Origin of the sequence: Falsihalocynthiibacter sp. BN13B15 (assembly GCF_041205415.1) — a bacterium.
Lineage (GTDB): Bacteria > Pseudomonadota > Alphaproteobacteria > Rhodobacterales > Rhodobacteraceae > Falsihalocynthiibacter > Falsihalocynthiibacter arcticus.
Map to the genome: position 1 here is coordinate 450870 of NZ_JBGFCE010000002.1, position 17919 is coordinate 468788.

At 55.3% G+C, this 17919-nt stretch carries 18 protein-coding genes; 12 read left to right on the forward strand and 6 right to left on the reverse strand.

Features of this window, described 5'->3' with window-relative positions:
* Positions 1-11 precede the first annotated feature (11 nt).
* A complete protein-coding gene (locus AB9F26_RS04805) occupies positions 12-368 on the reverse strand; it encodes a hypothetical protein (RefSeq protein WP_369767412.1) in 357 nt (118 codons plus the stop codon).
* Between the two features lie 571 nt (positions 369-939).
* The gene (locus AB9F26_RS04810; RefSeq protein ID WP_369767413.1) at positions 940-1275 is read right to left on the reverse strand and encodes a hypothetical protein; all 336 of its coding nucleotides are present in this window, start codon (positions 1273-1275) and stop codon (positions 940-942) included.
* A 61-nt stretch (positions 1276-1336) separates the two neighbouring features.
* On the opposite strand from AB9F26_RS04810, the gene dusA reads away from it, so the two are divergent.
* A complete protein-coding gene (gene dusA / locus AB9F26_RS04815; protein WP_335584808.1) occupies positions 1337-2347 on the forward strand; it encodes a tRNA dihydrouridine(20/20a) synthase DusA in 1011 nt (336 codons plus the stop codon).
* An 18-nt stretch (positions 2348-2365) separates the two neighbouring features.
* Positions 2366-3190, forward strand: coding sequence for a sulfite exporter TauE/SafE family protein (locus tag AB9F26_RS04820; protein ID WP_335584809.1), 825 nt, complete (start codon positions 2366-2368; stop codon positions 3188-3190).
* 2 nt (positions 3191-3192) lie between these two features.
* On the opposite strand, the gene AB9F26_RS04825 is transcribed toward AB9F26_RS04820, so the two are convergent.
* From AB9F26_RS04825 to ccmI, 3 genes are read right to left on the reverse strand one after another with little or no spacing between them, the layout of a single operon-like run.
* On the reverse strand, positions 3193-3426 hold the full coding sequence (locus tag AB9F26_RS04825; RefSeq protein ID WP_335584810.1) for a DUF1289 domain-containing protein: 234 nt from the start codon (positions 3424-3426) through the stop codon (positions 3193-3195).
* Positions 3423-3896 carry a Holliday junction resolvase RuvX gene (gene ruvX, locus AB9F26_RS04830; RefSeq protein WP_335584811.1) on the reverse strand — a complete coding sequence of 158 codons (474 nt, stop codon included), beginning with the start codon at positions 3894-3896 and terminating at the stop codon, positions 3423-3425. Before ruvX ends, AB9F26_RS04825 begins: the two co-directional genes overlap by 4 nt.
* Positions 3893-5143, reverse strand: a complete 1251-nt coding sequence (gene ccmI, locus AB9F26_RS04835; RefSeq protein WP_369767414.1) for a c-type cytochrome biogenesis protein CcmI — start codon at positions 5141-5143, stop codon at positions 3893-3895. The genes ruvX and ccmI overlap by 4 nt, the downstream gene beginning before the upstream one ends.
* A gap of 240 nt (positions 5144-5383) precedes the next feature.
* Here ccmI and AB9F26_RS04840 point away from each other — a divergent pair, with 240 nt between their 5' ends.
* The 8 genes from AB9F26_RS04840 (at position 5384) to rarD (ending at position 13747) form a co-directional block, all read left to right on the forward strand.
* Positions 5384-6631, forward strand: coding sequence for a sarcosine oxidase subunit beta family protein (locus tag AB9F26_RS04840; RefSeq protein ID WP_369755472.1), 1248 nt, complete (start codon positions 5384-5386; stop codon positions 6629-6631).
* Between the two features lie 34 nt (positions 6632-6665).
* Positions 6666-7019, forward strand: coding sequence for a sarcosine oxidase subunit delta (locus AB9F26_RS04845; protein WP_369767415.1), 354 nt, complete (start codon positions 6666-6668; stop codon positions 7017-7019).
* Complete coding sequence (locus AB9F26_RS04850) at positions 7016-10027, forward strand: sarcosine oxidase subunit alpha family protein (RefSeq protein ID WP_369767416.1); 3012 nt, start codon at positions 7016-7018, stop codon at positions 10025-10027. The genes AB9F26_RS04845 and AB9F26_RS04850 overlap by 4 nt, the downstream gene beginning before the upstream one ends.
* The gene (locus tag AB9F26_RS04855; protein WP_369767417.1) at positions 10020-10613 is read left to right on the forward strand and encodes a sarcosine oxidase subunit gamma; all 594 of its coding nucleotides are present in this window, start codon (positions 10020-10022) and stop codon (positions 10611-10613) included. Before AB9F26_RS04850 ends, AB9F26_RS04855 begins: the two co-directional genes overlap by 8 nt.
* Positions 10614-10777: 164 nt before the next feature.
* Entirely contained in the window at positions 10778-11194 is a 417-nt protein-coding gene (locus AB9F26_RS04860; protein ID WP_369767418.1) for a hypothetical protein, read from the forward strand.
* A gap of 251 nt (positions 11195-11445) precedes the next feature.
* Positions 11446-11850, forward strand: a complete 405-nt coding sequence (locus tag AB9F26_RS04865) for a hypothetical protein (protein WP_369767419.1) — start codon at positions 11446-11448, stop codon at positions 11848-11850.
* 188 nt (positions 11851-12038) lie between these two features.
* Positions 12039-12641, forward strand: coding sequence for a superoxide dismutase (locus AB9F26_RS04870; RefSeq protein ID WP_335584818.1), 603 nt, complete (start codon positions 12039-12041; stop codon positions 12639-12641).
* A gap of 167 nt (positions 12642-12808) precedes the next feature.
* On the forward strand, positions 12809-13747 hold the full coding sequence (rarD, locus tag AB9F26_RS04875) for an EamA family transporter RarD (RefSeq protein WP_335584819.1): 939 nt from the start codon (positions 12809-12811) through the stop codon (positions 13745-13747).
* On the opposite strand, the gene AB9F26_RS04880 is transcribed toward rarD, so the two are convergent.
* A complete protein-coding gene (locus AB9F26_RS04880; RefSeq protein WP_039001260.1) occupies positions 13669-14250 on the reverse strand; it encodes a TIGR00730 family Rossman fold protein in 582 nt (193 codons plus the stop codon). The two genes, rarD and AB9F26_RS04880, sit on opposite strands and share 79 nt — an antisense overlap.
* Positions 14251-14286: 36 nt before the next feature.
* Here AB9F26_RS04880 and AB9F26_RS04885 point away from each other — a divergent pair, with 36 nt between their 5' ends.
* Positions 14287-15969: a LysM peptidoglycan-binding domain-containing protein gene (locus AB9F26_RS04885; RefSeq protein ID WP_369767420.1), complete on the forward strand. Its 1683-nt coding sequence runs from the start codon at positions 14287-14289 to the stop codon at positions 15967-15969.
* Between the two features lie 75 nt (positions 15970-16044).
* On the forward strand, positions 16045-17871 hold the full coding sequence (locus AB9F26_RS04890) for an ABC transporter ATP-binding protein/permease (RefSeq protein WP_369767421.1): 1827 nt from the start codon (positions 16045-16047) through the stop codon (positions 17869-17871).
* Positions 17872-17919 lie beyond the last annotated feature (48 nt).

The following is a 17919-nucleotide window of genomic DNA, read 5'->3' on the forward strand; positions in this document are numbered from 1 at the left end:
CAAAGGGCCCACTAATAAGCTTCAGTTGATCCATCTGGGTGTAGAACTTCTGCGGTGCGATTCATGAAGCTGCTGATTTCGGTGCCGATGAAACGGATCTTCTTCAAATACTCACGGGTGTGAGCTTCATTACGCACTGCGAGCAGGGCATCAACCTCGTCTATGAGACCAAAAAGAGTGCTGCCGATTTCAAACAGACCATCGAGTTTGTTGGCTTCCATCGTCATACACAAGGCAGCCTTATACAAGCGAGCATTGACTGTACGGTGATTGACGGCCATGCAGGTGTCAACATAGTCTTGACCGCTTTTCTTGAGGTCTAGAACGTCTCGAAATTTTAATAAATCCCGAAGATATCTCGCGATCATATAAGATTCATAGCATTATCGTCGGTAAGAAAGTCCCAAGTCGTCTTTTTCCCCCTCTTAAGATCAATCGATCCAAATTCTAAAAACGACAAACTAGTTCTTTCAGAGGTTCCATAATATTCTTCTAGTTTTAGTTTGTCGCTTATTGTCATTTCCCATGCTTTGTTGGTTTGCGTCCTCGCCTAATGCTCAGAAACCTAGATTTTTTTTAAGTAGTTAGGTCTAGCGCGATCCCCTCGAAAAATGGTTGTGTTGAATCCGCTCGCCGCAAGGACGGACAAATGGAGGAACGAACCACAGACGAACAAATTACTGCGATGATTAAGGAGCAGGAAGCTGGCCACACGGAAGTTGGTTGGTTCGTTATCCGTCAGGCTGGTGAACCCAACTTCACTGAGGTTAGCGAAAACATGTGCAACGCGGCTAAATCTATCGGATTTGTACGGGGTAAAATCCCATTAAGCACTATCGGGCGCTCTTGGTCTCAACATGCCGCAGCAGTCCATTGCTCCGCCAAAACCATAGCGAACAATGCTGAACAGGTTATGTTCGCGGAGCAAAATCAAGGCATTCACCCCGCAACTGGGCTAGCGTACGGCACCACCCTACGAGACGTCAGGTTTTTGGTGCGTAGACGACCCAATTCCTTCTCCACCTTATTGAGAGCGGCGTCTTTAGAGCGGCCCCAAGGTTTGTAGGGCTTAATCCCAGAGCGGTCCTTTCTTATCATGTCACCCATTGCAGCAGTCTTCACATCTGCATTGTGGCCTGCTATTGCGCGATCTAACTCCGCTTCTAGGGCCGTGGCCCAAGCCGTCGCAGCGGTCTTACTGGTAAAGGATTTTGACTTGGTTACGCCATGCTTGCGCACTTCCCACTTCTCACCACGCTTCCTAGCGAACGCCATTTCTGCTCCAGTCTTTCAGGGGTATTTGTGCGATCAAGTAGCATGTGATTTCGGTTAAAATATGAGCAATAATAATGCATTAGCTTCTGCAAGACTATCCGTTGCTCCGATGATGGACTGGACGGATCGCCATTGTCGGTATTTGCACCGTTTGCTGACCAAACGCACGTTGCTGTATACCGAAATGGTCACGGCTCCTGCGCTTGTGCGCGGGCAGGCGTTGCATTTGTTGCGTTTTGATGCGGCGGAACATCCTGTGGCGTTGCAGCTTGGTGGGTCTGATCCGGTGGAACTCGCGCAGGCCTGTGTGTTGGCAAATGACCACGGCTATGACGAGATTAACCTGAATGTCGGTTGCCCAAGTGACCGCGTTCAGTCGGGCTGTTTTGGGGCCATTCTGATGGAAAACGCGCCGCTTGTGGCGGAATGCGTGGCGGCCATGCAGGCGGCGAGCACCTGTGAAATTACGGTAAAATGTCGGATTGGGGTGGATGATCAAGACCCGAGCCAAGTCCTGCCGGATTTCATTTCCAAAGTTGCACAGGCGGGCGTGACGCGGTTCCAAATCCATGCGCGCAAGGCGTGGCTCAAGGGGCTTTCGCCCAAGGAAAATCGTGATATTCCGCCGCTGGATTATGATCTGGTCGTGGCGATGAAAGCGCAGTTTCCAGAATTGCACATCTCGATCAATGGCGGGATTACCTCCTTGGATCAAGCCGAGGAGTTGTTGGCGCGCGGGCTTGATGGCGTCATGATCGGGCGCACGGCCTATCATTCCCCAGCGGATGTGCTCTGTGCGGCGGACGCGCGGATATACGGCGAAACGGGTGAGAGCGACCCTGTGGAAGCGGTGCACCAGATGATTCCCTATATTGAACGCCACATCGCTGAAGGTGGGCGGCTCAACCAAATCACCCGCCATATGTTGGGGCTGTTTACCGGCCGTCCGGGTGCGCGGGCATGGCGTCGGGTGCTCTCGGATGGAGCGCCACGCGAGGGGGCGGGGCCGGAATTGTTGCTTGAGGCGCTTGACCGCGTCACCGGAGGCGATATTGAGGGTGGCAACCCTTAGGCCATCGAAAGACACGTCATGACTGATTTAATCCAATATGTCCCCGCTCTTATCCTTTTACTGGTGATCGGGGCCTTTGCGGGCGTCATGGCGGGCTTGTTAGGGGTTGGAGGCGGCATTATCCTTGTGCCTGCGTTTTACTACGCGTTTGACGCGCTTGGGTATGGTGGCGATCAGTTGATGCAAGTCTGTCTGGCCACATCGCTCGCGACGATCATCGTGACCTCCATGCGCTCGGTTTCGAGCCACCATAAAAAGGGCGCGGTGGAGTGGGATATCCTGAAAAAATGGGCCCCTGGAATTGCGGTTGGGGCGGTGTTGGGGATGCTGACGGTGTCGTCGCTGCGCTCATCTACCCTGCAAGGCATCTTTGGGTTTCTGGGTATTTTTATTGGGTTTTACATGGCGTTCGGCAAGGCCACATGGCGCTTGGGCGATGAAATGCCCTCGGGCCTCAAACGGATCGCAATTTCTCCTTTTGTCGGGTTTCTCAGCGTCCTGATGGGCATTGGCGGTGGTAGCTTTGGCGTGCCGCTGATGAGTTTGCACGGCATTGCCATTCACCGCGCGGTGGCTACGGCGGCTGGTTTTGGCGTGATTATCGCGTTCCCTTCGGTGATCGGGTTTCTGTTTGTGGACGTCGCCGCCGACAGCGCGCCGCCATTTACGCTGGGCGCTGTGAATATTCCTGCGTTTCTTGTGGTGATTTCCATGACGCTCATTACCGCGCCCATTGGGGCGAAATTGGCGCATCGACTGGACGCAAAAATGCTCAAGCGGATTTTCGCGGTGTTCTTGATTGTTGTCGCGACGAATATGTTGCGCAAAGCGGCGGGATACTAAATCTAGCCACGTTCCTTGAGGCGCGCGGCGCGACCGCCGCGACGTTGCTTGAGCAACTCGATACGCGGGGGCAGGGCGTCTAAAATGGCCTGCCGACCCGCCGCATCCATCCCGCTCCAATCGGCGATTTCATCCAAAGTGCGCAAACACCCCGTGCAAATTTCGGCCTTGGAATGGATCACACAGATGTTGATACAGGGGGATTCAGGCTCGTCTCGTTTCCAAATATCCGTCATTGGCGCCTCAGGTGGCTCAATCGGTCCAACGCGCCCTGAAGGATAAATCCAGCGGCAACATGGTCGATCACATCGGCGCGTTTGGCCCGCGACACATCCGCAAGCAACAGCGCGCGCTCGGCGGCGACGGTGGACAGGCGCTCGTCCCAATAGGTGATGGGCAGAGGGGTGAGCCGTTCCAAATTGCGCGCAAAAGCCCGCGTTTTTTGACAGCGCGGCCCCTCAGAGCCATCCATATTGCGCGGAAATCCAAGGACAATGCCGCCGACTTCGTTTTTGGCCAGCAAGGCCAGCAGCGCTTCAGCGTCGAGGGTGAATTTCTTGCGACGGATGGTTTCAAGCGGGGTGGCGATGTTGAGCATGCGATCCGAGAGCGCCACGCCAATGGTTTTGTCGCCAAAATCCAAGCCCGCAATCGGGCGCATGGTCGGCAATTGCGGCGCGAACTCTTCGATCAATTCTAATATCATTCCGTAACGCCCACTTCATACCCTTCTTCGATCCCCGATTGAAAGATGACTTGGGCATCTTCGGGACTATCTGCAAATGTCGCCTTGGCGGTGTCATAGGCCTGTTTGGCAACATCATTTTTGCCCAAAACGCTGTTGGCGCGAATGTATTGCGCCCATTCTCGGGCCGTGCCATCGCCGCTCTCAAGTTTGCCTTTGAGGTTTTCGACCATGCCCAAGATCATTTCTTGGCGGTCTTCTTCCGACATGCTGCCTGCGTCGCGCATTTGTTGGGCTGTTGGCCCTGCGGTTTGGACGGTTGGGGGCGTGTAGTCTTTGCCTGCGAAATAGGCGACATCGGGGAATTGCGCAAAGAGCAAATCCGTCCAAGGCGCGTTTGGATCGGCGCGCTCAAGCAGCGGTTCCCAAAACGCGTAAGTCGCATCGGGGCGTCCGGTTTGCGCCAGCATCAACCCCATATAAAACCGTGCTTCGGCGTTTTGAGGTTCGCGGCGCATGACTTCGCCCCAAAGCGCCTCGGCTTCGGGTGAAACAAAACCGTTCGCGCCATAAACCATGATTCGCGCCAAAAGGATCAAGTCGTTGGTGTCCACTTTCTCGGCACCCATAAGTTCTACAACGCGGGTTTGCGCGGATCGTGCGGCGGTATAGTTGCCCAGTTGGGCTTCCTGTTTTGCCAACAAGCGATGGCCAACCTCGTCAGTTGGCCTCTGTTCCAGCGCGGTGCGCAGCTTGTTAAGAAGGTCTAAATCCGCGTCACTTATGTTTTTAACGGAGCGATCAGGGGCCAGTGCTTCGGCTTCGCGTTGGGACATGCGGTTTTCATAGGCCTCGTTAGCCTCGGCAAATCGTTCGGCCAAAGGTTCATCCGCGCGACCTGCGCCGCCCAATTCCGCGTAAATATATCCGCCCACGCCAAACAAAAGCGCCACGATCAATGCTGCCACCGCATAACTTGCGCCCTTGGGCGCATGTGCCAAAACAGGGGCGTTTTGCGCGCGTTTGTCCGCTTCCAGCAAGCGTCGAGAGACTTCGGTTCTGGTGCGGGTTGCGTCCTCTTCTGCAAGGGTACCGCTGGCAACGTCACGGTCGATATCCGCGAGTTGGCGTTGATAAAACATAACTTCTTCGGATGGCGGCTTAGCGGCATCAGGCGCCGCGTCGCGGCCCTCGCGTTTCATCAAGTTTAGAATTACAAAGGTTGCACAAACCCCCGCAATCACCGCAATTGTCAAATAGAACCACATGGCCGCTCCTTTAGTTGCTCCCTTCCTAGCGACTCTGGGGCGGTTGCAAAAGGTACAAGTAGCCGCAGCAGGCCCTCAAAACCCAACATTCCTGTGATATGTCGCAGATGTGCCGAAAACTGCCGCAAGTTGGCTGCCTATGGCTTGGCAACTGCGCAAGAAAAGGCAAGGATAGCCTTGTCCGTTACGCCCTTGCGGCGCGTTGCCCTTTTTGCCGACCCTTCATTGTGGAAGTACCCTATGAAACGTTATTCTGCCTTTGCCATTGCCCGCGAAGCCCTGCGTCACCACACGGGATGGGAACGCGCGTGGCGCAGTCCCGAACCCAAGAAGCGTTATGACGTTGTGATCGTCGGCGCGGGTGGGCACGGGCTTGCGACGGCCTACTACCTTGGCAAAAATCACGGTATCACCAATGTGGCGGTGATTGAAAAAGGCTGGCTTGGCGGCGGAAACACAGGGCGCAATACCACGGTTATTCGCTCGAATTATCTGCAAGACCCTTCGGCGGCGATCTATGAAAAAGCCCGTAGCCTTTATGAAACCATGAGCCAAGACCTCAACATGAACGTGATGTTCAGCCCGCGCGGCGTGTTGATGATCGCCCAAACCCATCACGAGGTGCGCGGCTATAAACGCACGGCCCAAGCCAACGCCTATCAGGGGGTGGAAACCGAGTTCGTGACGCCTGAACGCGTGCAGGAACTGTGCCCGATTATCGACATCGCAGGGCCGCGCTATCCGATCCTCGGCGCACTTTGGCAACCTCGCGGCGGCACCGCCCGTCACGATGCGGTCGCATGGGGCTATGCGCGCGCCTGTTCGGGCATGGGCATGGATATCATCCAGAAATGCGAAGTCACAGGCATCTCGCAAGCCAACGGCCAAGTCACCGGCGTTTCGACCACACGCGGCGATATTGACTGTGGAAAGCTCGGGATTGTCGTTGCGGGCCATTCCGGACACCTTGCCGATATGGCAGGCTTTCGTTTGCCCCTTGAGAGTGTAGCGCTACAGGCTCTCGTGAGTGAGCCGATCAAACCCTGCATGGATGTGGTCGTGATGGCCAACACAGTGCACGGCTATATGAGCCAGTCTGACAAGGGCGAAATGGTCATTGGCGGTGGGGCGGATAGCTATAACAACTACACGCAACGCGGCTCGTTCACCCATGTCGAGGAAACCGTGCGTGCGCTTGTGGAAACCTTCCCGATGATTTCGCGCCTGAAGATGTTGCGCCAATGGGGCGGGATTGTGGACATGACGGGCGACCGCTCACCGATCATTTCCCCCACGCCACTGGGCAGTTGTTTCATCAACTGTGGCTGGGGAACGGGCGGCTTTAAGTCAATTCCAGGATCAGGCTGGGCGATGGCCGATATGATGGCCCGTGGCGCCCCGGGTCCGCTTGCATCCGCCTTTGGTCTCGACCGTTTCGTCGAAGGGCGCTTTATCGACGAAAGCGTCGCAGCGGGGGTGGCACATTGAACATCTCTAACATCAAGTCCCTCGGAGACCGCCCATGCTGACCTTCAAATGCCCTTATTGTGGTGTCCAAGCGGACGAAACCGAACTTTCGGCAGGCGGTGCGGCGCATATTTCCCGCGCGTTGCCCGATAGCGACGATGCCGCGTTTGAGGCCTATCTGTTCCATCGCGCCAACCCGCGCGGCGTGCATTTTGAACGCTGGCGGCATAGCAACGGCTGTACCAAATGGTTCCATGCCGCCCGTGATACGATGACCCTCGAAGTCTATGGCACCTATCCGGCACAAACCTTTGGCCCGCCTGACGAAATTATCGCCAAAATCCGCGCCCGCCACCCCAATTGGACGCTCGATGCCGCCATCGCAACACCCGCCGGAGGTGCCGCATGAGCACGCGCCAAACCACAGACGCTCGTCTGATTGACACAAGCAAACCGCTGAAATTCACCTTTAATGGCCAAACGCTCACGGGCTATGCAGGCGACACACTCGCCTCGGCTTTGCTTGCCAACGGCCACTTGCTCATGGGACGCAGCTTTAAATACCACCGTCCGCGCGGCCCCGTGGCTTCGGGCGGTGAAGAACCTAACGCGCTGGTCAATTTGGGGAAGGGCGGGCATGTCGAGCCCAACCAACGCGCCACCACCACGGAATTGTTTGACGGCCTCGTGGCAACGTCGCAAAACCACTGGCCCAGCCTGAATTTTGACGTGGGCGAGATCAACAACAGTATCGCGCGCTTCCTTCCCGCTGGCTTTTACTACAAGACCTTCATCTCGCCACGGCCCGCATGGAAGCACGTGTTTGAGCCGATCATCCGCAAATCTGCGGGGCTGGGTCCGGCTCCCAAAGATCGTGATGCAGATCGCTATGAACATTTCTATGCCTTTACCGATGTTTTGGTCGTCGGTGGTGGCATCGCAGGCCTGCAAGCAGCCCTCGCCGCAGGACGCTCTGGTGCCAAAGTTCTGCTGTTGGAGCAAACCGACAATTGGGGTGGTCGCGCACCTGTGGACGGCGACGTTATCGACGGTATGGATGCTCAAAGCTGGATAACTTCGGCTCTTAACGAATTGAATACGCTCGAAAATGTGACATTGCGCACCCGCACCCAAGGCTCTGGCGTTTATGACCACGGCTATGCTTTGGGCTATGAGCGTCTAACCGACCACGTCACCGCATCCGCCGCCCCGCGCCACCGCCTATGGCGCATCCGCGCCGCGCGGATTGTGACGGCCACAGGGGCTTTGGAACGCCCCCTCAGCTTCGCGGGCAACGACATCCCTGGCGTGATGCTCGCAGGGGCAATGCGCGACTATTTGGTCAATTTCGGAGTCGCTCCGGCGCAAAATCCAGCCGTAATCACCAACAATGACGACGCCTATCGCACGGCCATCGCATGGCGCAAAGCGGGGCTGAAGATTGCCGCAATTTTGGATGTGCGGGATGCCCCTACGGGGGACTTGATCGATCAGGCGCGTGCGCTCGGGATTGACATTAAATTCGCCACCGGCATTGCCAAAACCATGGGTCACAAAGTGGTGACGGGCCTTAAAATCTGCGCCATCGATAGTGACGGAAGCCAATCCGAACTCCTCGAATGTGACGGTGTGGCCATGTCCGGCGGCTGGTCTCCCGTTGTCCACCTTTGGTCCCATTGCGGTGGAAAACTTCTCTGGGATGACGCGCAAATTCACTTCGCCCCCGATCCTTCCCGCCCGCCGCTTGGCGCGGATGGCACGGGTTTCGTGCTCACGGCGGGCACGGCCTCTGGGCCTCTCGCGACAGGGGCGCTGCTTGCCGATGCGGATGCCGCAGGCAAACGCGCCGCCAAGGAGGCGGGGTTTACCCCCTCCGACGCGGCGGCTCCTACCAGCGCTGAAATCGCGACCGCGCTGCCCAAAGCTATGTGGATTATTCCTGCCAAAGCGACCGCAGATATGCGCGCAAAATCGTGGTTGGACTTCCAGAATGACGTCAAAGTTTCCGACGTGCAACTGGCCGCCCGTGAGGGCTATGAAAGCGTTGAACACACCAAACGCTATACTACTTTGGGTATGGCAACTGATCAAGGTAAGTTGAGTAATATCAACGGATTGGCGGTGCTTTCTCAAGCGATGGGTCAAGAGATACCCTCCGTTGGCACGACCACCTTCCGTCCGCCCTATACCCCGATCTCCATGGGCGCAATCACCGGCGAAGCGCGCGCAGATTTGTTCCAACCTTTGCGCCGTACGCCGATGCACGATTGGCACCAAGACCACGGTGCAACATGGGAACCCGTCGGCACGTGGCGTCGCGTCTATGCCTATGAGCAGGCGGGAGAAACCTCCGATCAGGCCGTCATGCGCGAAACCAAAAACGCGCGTGATAACATCGGTCTTTTGGATGCCAGTACCTTGGGCAAACTTATCGTTAAGGGCCCCGACGCCGCGGCGATCCTTGACCTCATGTACACCAATATGATGTCGACGCTCAAACCCGGCAAATGTCGCTATGGGTTGATGTGTAACGACAATGGATTCCTGATCGATGATGGTGTTGTTGCCCGCATAGATGAGGAGACGTTCCTTTGTCACACAACAACCGGCGGCGCGGAATCTATCCACGCGCATTTCGAGGATTGGTTGCAATGTGAATGGTGGGATATGAAGGTCTATACGGCCAATATCACCGAACAATTTGCGCAAATCGCTGTGGTGGGTCCCAAGGCGCGGCTCCTGTTGGAAAAACTTGGCGGTATGGATGTTTCCAAGGAAACGCTGCCGTTTATGTCTTGGGCACAGGGCACGCTCGCGGGATTTGACGTGCGGGTGTTCCGCATCAGTTTCTCGGGCGAATTGAGCTATGAAATCGCCGTTCCAGCCTGTCAGGGATTGGCGTTTTGGCAAGCCTTGCATGAGGCGGGGCAGGAATTTGGCCTGATGCCTTATGGCACCGAAGCGCTGCATATTTTGCGCGCAGAGAAGGGCTTTATCATTGTCGGTGACGAAAGCGATGGAACAGTTATTCCGCAAGACCTCAATTTGGGTTGGGCGGTGTCCAAGAAGAAACTCGACTTTATCGGTAAACGCGCCCACGCGCGCAAGGATATGCTGCGTGAGGATCGCTGGAAACTTGTGGGCTTCCAATCGGTTGACGGATCAATGCTGCCCGAAAGCGCCTATGTTCTGGGAACGGGTAAAAACGAAAATAACCAGCAAGTGATGCAGGGACGGATCACCTCCACCTATCATTCGCCCAATCTTGGATACGGCATCGCGATGGGCCTTATTGAGGGCGGCTTGGCGCGGATTGGGGACGTTGTCGAAGTTGGCAATCTGGGCCGCGAAACCATCGCCGCACGGGTTGTCGATCCGGTTTTCTATGACAAAGAAGGGGCCAAACAAGATGTCTGAAGCAATTGAAATCGCCGTGAGCGCCCTTGAGGGGGCGACCTCCACGGGCTGTGTGACTGTGCGCGAAATGGGCCTGCAGGGCATGTTGACAGTGCGGGCCGATTTGTCGAGCAAAGTGGTCAAGGCTGCAGTCAAAGCCTTGACGCAAGTGGCAATTCCAAAGCCTCGGCGCGTGTCGATTTCAAAAGGCGCTGGGGTGGCATGGATGTCGCCCGACGAACTGCTAATTTTGCTGCCCTATACTAAGGCCGTTGAGGCATCGGTTGCGTTGGACAAGGCCTTAGCGGGCACCCATGCGCTGGTAGAAAATGTCTCCGACGCGCGGGCGGTGTTTACGGTTTCCGGTCCCGATGCTCGCGATGTTTTGGCCAAACTTTCCCCTGTTGATCTCTCGGATGACAACTTTGCCAAAGGGGAAATCCGTCGCAGCCGTCTGGCGCAAATTCCGGCGGCGTTTTGGATGTCGGGGGATGCCTCCGCGCGCCATGAGGAGATGACCATCGTTGTCTTTCGCAGCGTTGCTAAATACGCGTTCGATGTCCTTTCTAACGCCAGTAGTGGCGGGCCGGTCAAGTTCTATTCTTGAAAGGAGCGTGATCCTTGTGGGTTGGGGCGGGCCGAATGAGGTATCATAATATGTTTGTTTACAAATGGTTATGACCACAAGACACAAGCCTCCACACGCCTTGCGATAAAACTATTATCACGCTACCTATGTTGGATATTGTTTTTTCGATTTGGAGAAGTCATTTGAAATTTTCGTTTTTCGCAGTGGTTGCTGCGACTTTAACCCTCGGGATCACAGCACCCGCTTCCGCCGCCAACCTGCTCATGTGCAAAGTCTCAAATGCTGGCGCGTCACGAGGTTGGATTTCGGACAAGATCGTAATTGCCTATGAGGAAGGCAGAAAAGATGTTTTAGTTTTTGATCGTGTGATTTCCAATTATGGTTCGGAATCAGCGGTGGGGAAGGTTGAAACCGATAATGCAAAGCGGACGACTTTTGTTTGGGAAGTTAAGGTTACGGATTCCAAGCGCCAACACGCCACAATGCAATACCGATTGACGTTTCTAAAGAAGAACCACGGTCTGCGGTTGACAGTAAACCCTTTAGGATATCGCGGCGACGTGACTGGCAAAGGTATCTGTACGCCAACGGTGAGCTAAAACGCGCTCCTATACTGGGATCAGCATAGTTTTGTTCCGAAGCGTGGCGCAAGACGCGTTTGACACGCTGTCTAACGCGTCATCGGGCGGGGCCGTTGGCTACTACGACCAACCGTTTTTATTCGGCTCGGACTCCATTTTATTGTGCTTTATTGAGGAAATTTCGTCCCATTTAGGGAATGCTGTTGTCCATCAACCTCTCAACCCCTAGGCTTGAGACGCGTAGTATTTGAAAATTATGGAGAAGTTTTGTGAAACCTTTGACTTTTGCCGCCGCCACTCTGGCTCTTATTGTTGGGGGCGTCGCACCGGCTTCCGCACTAATTCTGAAATGCAACGTCTCGAATGCAGGCTCGTCAAAAGGGTGGATCGCGGACAACATTGAGATTGAATATGAGGACGGATCAGAGCTGGCAATGGTTTCCGATCAACTCATTCTAAAATATGGTTCCGGAATTGCAATCGGTCGGGTTAAAAGTGACAGTTCCACACGAACGACCTTTGTTTGGGAGCAAAGAATTAAAGACACGTCGCTCCAAAACGCCACGATTGAATACCGTCTGAACTATGAAAAGAAAGACCACCAGCTAAGCATGACGGCTAAGGCGATGGGGATTGGACGTACTGCTACTGGCAAAGGGTCCTGTACGTTTTAATTGGAAAAAAACAAGGTCTTGCACAGGGAACTTGTTTTATGAAAGGTGTCTGACCGAGGTATGAAAATTTCGAATTTGGACACGAAACCTGCAAAACACCCTTGACCTCCCCCCATTGACGGGGCCATTCATCAGGGGACAATATCCGCGAACATGCGCCAATTTGCGCTCAAAACATGAGGTTCACCATGGCTTTTACGCTTCCCGATCTTCCATATGCCCACGACGCCCTTGCCGACAACGGCATGTCCGCCGAGACGCTCCAATTCCACCACGACCTGCACCACAACGCTTATGTCACCAATGGCAACGCGGCGATTGCGGGCACCGAATGGGATGGCAAGAGCCTCGAAGACATCATCACCGGCACTTACAACGCCAAATCTGTTGCCCAAAACGGCATCTTCAACAACATCAGCCAGCTTTGGAATCACAACCAATTCTGGGAAATGATGTCCCCTGGCACGACCGCTATGCCCTCCGAGCTTGAAAAAGCTTTGGTTGAGAGCTTTGGCTCGGTCGACGAATTCAAAACTGAATTCGCAGCCGCTGGTGCTGGTCAATTCGGTTCTGGCTGGTGCTGGTTGGTAAAAGCTGCTGATGGGGGCCTCAAAGTCACCAAAACAGAAAACGGTGTAAACCCGCTTTGCTTTGGCCAAACCGCGCTTTTGGGTTGCGACGTGTGGGAGCATTCCTATTACATCGATTTCCGCAACAAACGCCCAGTTTACCTCTCGAACTTCCTTGAGAAGCTCGTGAACTGGGAAAATGTTGCATCCCGTCTGGGCTAAGCTTCGTCCTATAATTTTTGAAAACCCGCTAGGAGTAATTCTGGCGGGTTTTTTCGTTTTACCACAAGGGAATTTTCCTTTACGTTACGGCGCTGCTGTGAAACGCTGACGCCGATACGCGTGCGTTTTTGACACGGGTTACCCCAATAAATTTAAGGTGATCCCCCATGCCCGAGCATATTAAGGGAAGTCTTGCGATGCTCTTGGCCTGTGTTGTCTGGGGCTTTTCGTCGATTTATTATAAAGCGATAGATCACGTGGCACCCTTGGAAGTTTTGAGCCACCGAAGCCTATGGTCGCTTGCGTTCTTGCTTGGTATTCTGGCGGTGCAGGGGCGGTTGCCGACCTTGTGGCCGATCTTGCGGGATCGCCGCAAAATGCTGTGGATTACGGCGGCTTCCTTGCTGATTTCAATTAATTGGTTTTTGTTTATCTATGCGGTTCAATCGGGGCGCGCGGTTGAAAGTTCGCTGGGCTATTTTATCTTCCCTCTGTTTGCTGTTTTGCTGGGGGCCTTTGTGTTGGGAGAGCGTTTGGGGCCGCTCAAATGGGCGGCTGTGGCGCTGGCTGCGATGGCCGTCATGGGGCTGACCTACGCGCTTGAGGCACCGCCTTGGATCTCGCTGGTATTGTCCAGCACCTTCGCGGTTTATGGCCTGATCAAGAAGCAGCTAGATGCCGGCCCCGTGGTTTCAGTGACCTTAGAGGTGCTCATTCTCCTGCCTCTTGGCGTGATCTGGCTTTGGGGTGCGCATACGCAGGGTTGGCAGGCGATTGGCACGCAAACCCCCGGTGTGTTTGGCAAAAACTGGCAGGACAGCCTGTTGTTGATCTTTTCTGGCGTCTTGACGGCGGTGCCGCTGCTGCTTCTGTCCTATGCTAGCAAACGCGTGTCCTTGGCGACTTTGGGGTTGTTGACCTATGTGAATCCAACGCTTCAGTTTTTGGTGGCAGTTTTTCTGTTTGGCGAGATCATGACGCCCGCGCATTTGATCGCTTTCCCCGTCATTTGGATCGCTTTGGCGCTTTATTCCGTTGTGAGTTTCTCTGAGGAAAGGTCGTCGCGTAAAGCGCTGCGCAATGCGGCGACGGTTTCGACAACGTGAACGAAATCGCGCAATGAGGCGTCGGCAAATCCTTGGTCGATAATGTGATCTATCAGGGCCATGAGTGGCGCCCAGTATCCGTCGACCGACAAGAGGTAAATGGGCTTGCTGTGCAGGCCCAACTGGCGCCACGTCAAGACCTCGAAAAACTCGTCCATTGACCCCGCGCCCCCGGGCATCACCACCACGGCATCGGCGTTCATATACATCACCTTTTTGCGCTCGTGCATGTTTTCGGTGATGATGAAATTGGTGAGGTCGCGCTTGCCGACTTCGTGTTTCATCAAGTGGGTTGGAATAACGCCAAAGGTTTGAGCGCCTGCGGATTGTGCGGCGTTGGCCACGGCCCCCATCAATCCGATATCCCCCGCGCCATAAACCAAGCGCCAGTTTTCCTCGGCGATCATCTTGCCCGTTTGTTTTGCCGCCTCTGTATATGCGGGATTTACCCCGTTTCGCGAGCCACAATAGACACAAATTGATGCAGAAAAAGTGGAAGTCATGGACAACGGCCTTTGGTTAGGGTTTCTTGAGCGTCAATGTGGGCGCTGCGCCTGCACAATCGCTTGTTCATGGGACGGGTGCAAGACCATTGGGGAATGGAATACATGGCTGTTCAGGGCAAATCAGGATTAACGGGCGCGACAGGCGTGGTTTTGGGCGGAGGGGCGGCATTGATTGTCGCGATGGTCGGTTATTTGGCCTATTACGCGCAAACGCAACACCCCGTAGAGATAGAGATCAAAGAGTCCGCCGTGGTTGCCCCCGCGCAGGTCGCGGCACCGGTTGAGAATGCAATCGAAACTGTCTCCGAAACGGATGTGGTTGCGCCTGAGCCGCAAGCTCAAACCAAGGCCCAAGTGCCAGAACAACAAGTCTCAGAGCAGCCTGAACCTGCGCAGGCAGAGACCGACGTGGTGGAAATCGCGCCCGCTGTTCCCGAGCCACTCGCCGACCAAGGCCTCGCGCCGCCGACGTTTGATGTGGTGCGAGTTGATGCCGACGGCAATGCGCTTGTGGCGGGGCGTGGCGTTGCGGGGCAAGAAATAGCCATTCTGGTCGACGGAGAAGAAGTCGCGCGCGCACAAGCAGATGGCGCGGGTAATTTCGTCAGCCTTTTCACCATCAACCTCACATCGGCGGCCAAAGTCGTGTCCCTCCTTCAAGGAAGCGGCGCTTCGTCTGTGGCGTCCGTTGATACGGTGATCCTTGCGCCGCCCGAGGCACCTGTGGTTGTTGCAGAGGCCACACAAACGCCAGCACCGTCGCCAGAAAAGGAACCGCAAAACGCACAAGAGGCCGTAGACCCTTCGCAGGAAACGACGAATTTGAGCACTACAGAGGGCACGACGCAAAGTACACAATTGGTCGTGCCTGCCGAGTCCGTTGAGGTTGCAAAAGTACAGATTGAGGAAGAGAAGGTTCCTTTGTCCTCAGCGCAGGCTGCGGCGACACCGGCAGTCCCTGAGGAGGATGTCGCAGAGGCGGCACTTGAAGGTGTCGCGCAAGTCGACACAGCCCAAACCTCTGTTGTTCCTGATTCCGCGCCGACCGCAATCGAGGCTGCTGGAATAGAAGAGGCGGTTTCTCAAACGATTGAGACACAGGAGTTGAACACGCAGACCGCTTCTCAAACGCCTGCCGAAGCCGTGGCGGAGCCTGTCGCCCAAGCTCCTGCGATCCTTTTGGCGACGGAGGAGGGCGTGAAAGTGCTGCAAACAAGCGGGGCCTCCGCCATCAAAAACATTGCGATTGACGCCATCACCTATGCGACCACGGGCGACGTTCAGGTCACAGGGCGCGGCAAGGCGGGCGAATTCGTGCGCCTTTATCTCGACAATAAGTCCGTCGGTGAGGGCGAGATTGCTTCTGATGGTGCGTGGTCATTTGACTTGGAACAGATCAGCGCGGGGCTGTACACTTTGCGCGCGGATCAGGTCGACACGGCGGGAAAAGTCAGTGCGCGCGTTGAGACACCGTTCCAGCGTGAGGCGCCAGAACTTCTGGCCCAAACCGCGCCCTCTGCCCCCGAAAGCGGAGTGGCCACCGTCAAGGCGGTCACTGTGCAACCGGGCAATACCCTTTGGGGGATCGCGAAGGCAAGCTACGGCGACGGGGTGCTTTATGTGCGGGTCTTTGAGGCAAACAAGGACGCCATTCGCAATCCTGACCTCATCTATCCCGGGCAGGTTTTTACGGTTCCAGCATCAAAAGAAAACTAGGTTTCTGACGGCTCCCCTCTGGCCATCCACCGCGCGTCTGTCTACTTTGCGAAGTTCAGCTAGCCGGAGGAAGCCATGCGTCGATTGACCCCCACAGATGCCGCCCTAAAAGGCGGCCCAAAGGGCGGAGCGTGGAATGTGATCCGCCGCGTCACCCCCTATGTTTGGCCCAAAGATAAGCTCTGGGTGAAACGTCGTGTGGTCGCGGCCATGACCATGCTTATTCTATCTAAGTTCGTCGCGGTTCTCGCGCCGGTTTTGTACAAAGAAGCGGTGGACAACCTCGCGGGCGAAGGGCAGTCCGCGGCGTGGATGTTGGGCATGGGCGCGGTCGGATTGACCGTCGCTTACGGCATGACACGGGTGATGACGGTCGGGATGAACCAATTGCGCGATGTCATCTTTGCCAAGGTTGGCCAAGGAGCGTTGCGCGCTCTCGCGCTTGAGACGTTCACCCATATTCACCAACTCTCAATGCGCTATCATATCGCGCGCAAAACCGGCGGCCTCTCGCGGATTATCGAGCGTGGCGTAAAGGGCGTTGATTTCCTCCTGCGCTTCCTTTTGTTTTCGATCGGGCCCTTGATCCTAGAGTTGTTGATGGTCGCCATCATTCTATTTTTTGTGTTTGATGTCTGGTATTTAGCTGCCGTTGTCGTGACGATTACCCTGTATGTCTGGTTCACATTCGCGGTGACCGAATGGCGCGTGCGCGCCCGCCAAGAGATGAATAAACAAGATACCGAGGCCAATCAAAAAGCCATAGACAGCCTTCTCAATTTTGAGACGGTGAAGTATTTTGGCGCAGAGAAGCGCGAAGCTGCGCGCTATGACGAGTCCATGGCGCTCTATCAAGTTGCCGCGCTCAAAACCAACTATTCCCTCGCGTTTCTGAACTTTGGCCAGTCGCTTTTTATCACTGCTGGCCTTGTGGTTGTGATGGTGATGGCGGCTATGGGCGTGCAAAGTGGCGCGCTGACGGTTGGCGATTTTGTGATGGTGAATGCCTATATGATCCAAATCACCATGCCGCTCAATTTTCTTGGATCGGTCTATCGCGAAATCCGCCAAGCCTTGGTGGATATGGGCGATATGTTCGACCTTTTGGGGCAACCCGCAGAGGTGGTCGACAAGCCAAATGCGCCCGACCTCAAGATCAACGGCGGCGAAGTTGTTTTGGACAGTGTGAAGTTTGGCTATGACGCCGAGCGGCCGATTTTGAAGGGCGTGAGCCTGACGATTGGGGCGGGGGAAACCGTAGCGATTGTTGGCCCCTCAGGGAGCGGAAAATCCACCATTGGGCGTCTGTTGTTTCGGTTTTATGATGTGAGCGACGGCGGGGTGCGCATTGATGGTCAAGACCTGCGCGATGTGACCCAAGAAAGCCTGCATGCCCAGATTGGCGTCGTGCCACAAGACACCGTATTGTTCAACGACAGCATCTATTACAACATTGCCTATGGGCGTGCGGATGCCAGTGAGGAAGAAATCTTTGAGGCCGCACGCGGTGCTAAAATCCACGACTTCATCACGTCGCTTCCCGATGGGTATAACACTCCCGTTGGTGAGCGCGGTTTGAAGCTTTCGGGCGGTGAAAAGCAGCGGGTCGGCATTGCGCGGACCCTGCTCAAAAATCCACCGATCCTGTTGCTTGACGAGGCCACCAGTGCACTAGACAGCGAAACAGAGCGCGACATTCAGGACAGCCTCGCGGCCATGGGGCGGGGGCGGACGGTGATTACGATTGCCCACCGTCTCTCGACTGTTGTGGATGCGGATCGGATTGTTGTGTTGGAGGCGGGCGAGGTTATCGAGCAAGGGTCGCACGATGAATTACTCGTGCGTAACCAACGTTATGCCTCGATGTGGTATCGCCAGCAAACAGAAGAAGACGTGGCCTAAGAGCACCGTTTTTACGTGACCCGAACCCGTCTATTGTGGAATGCCTAA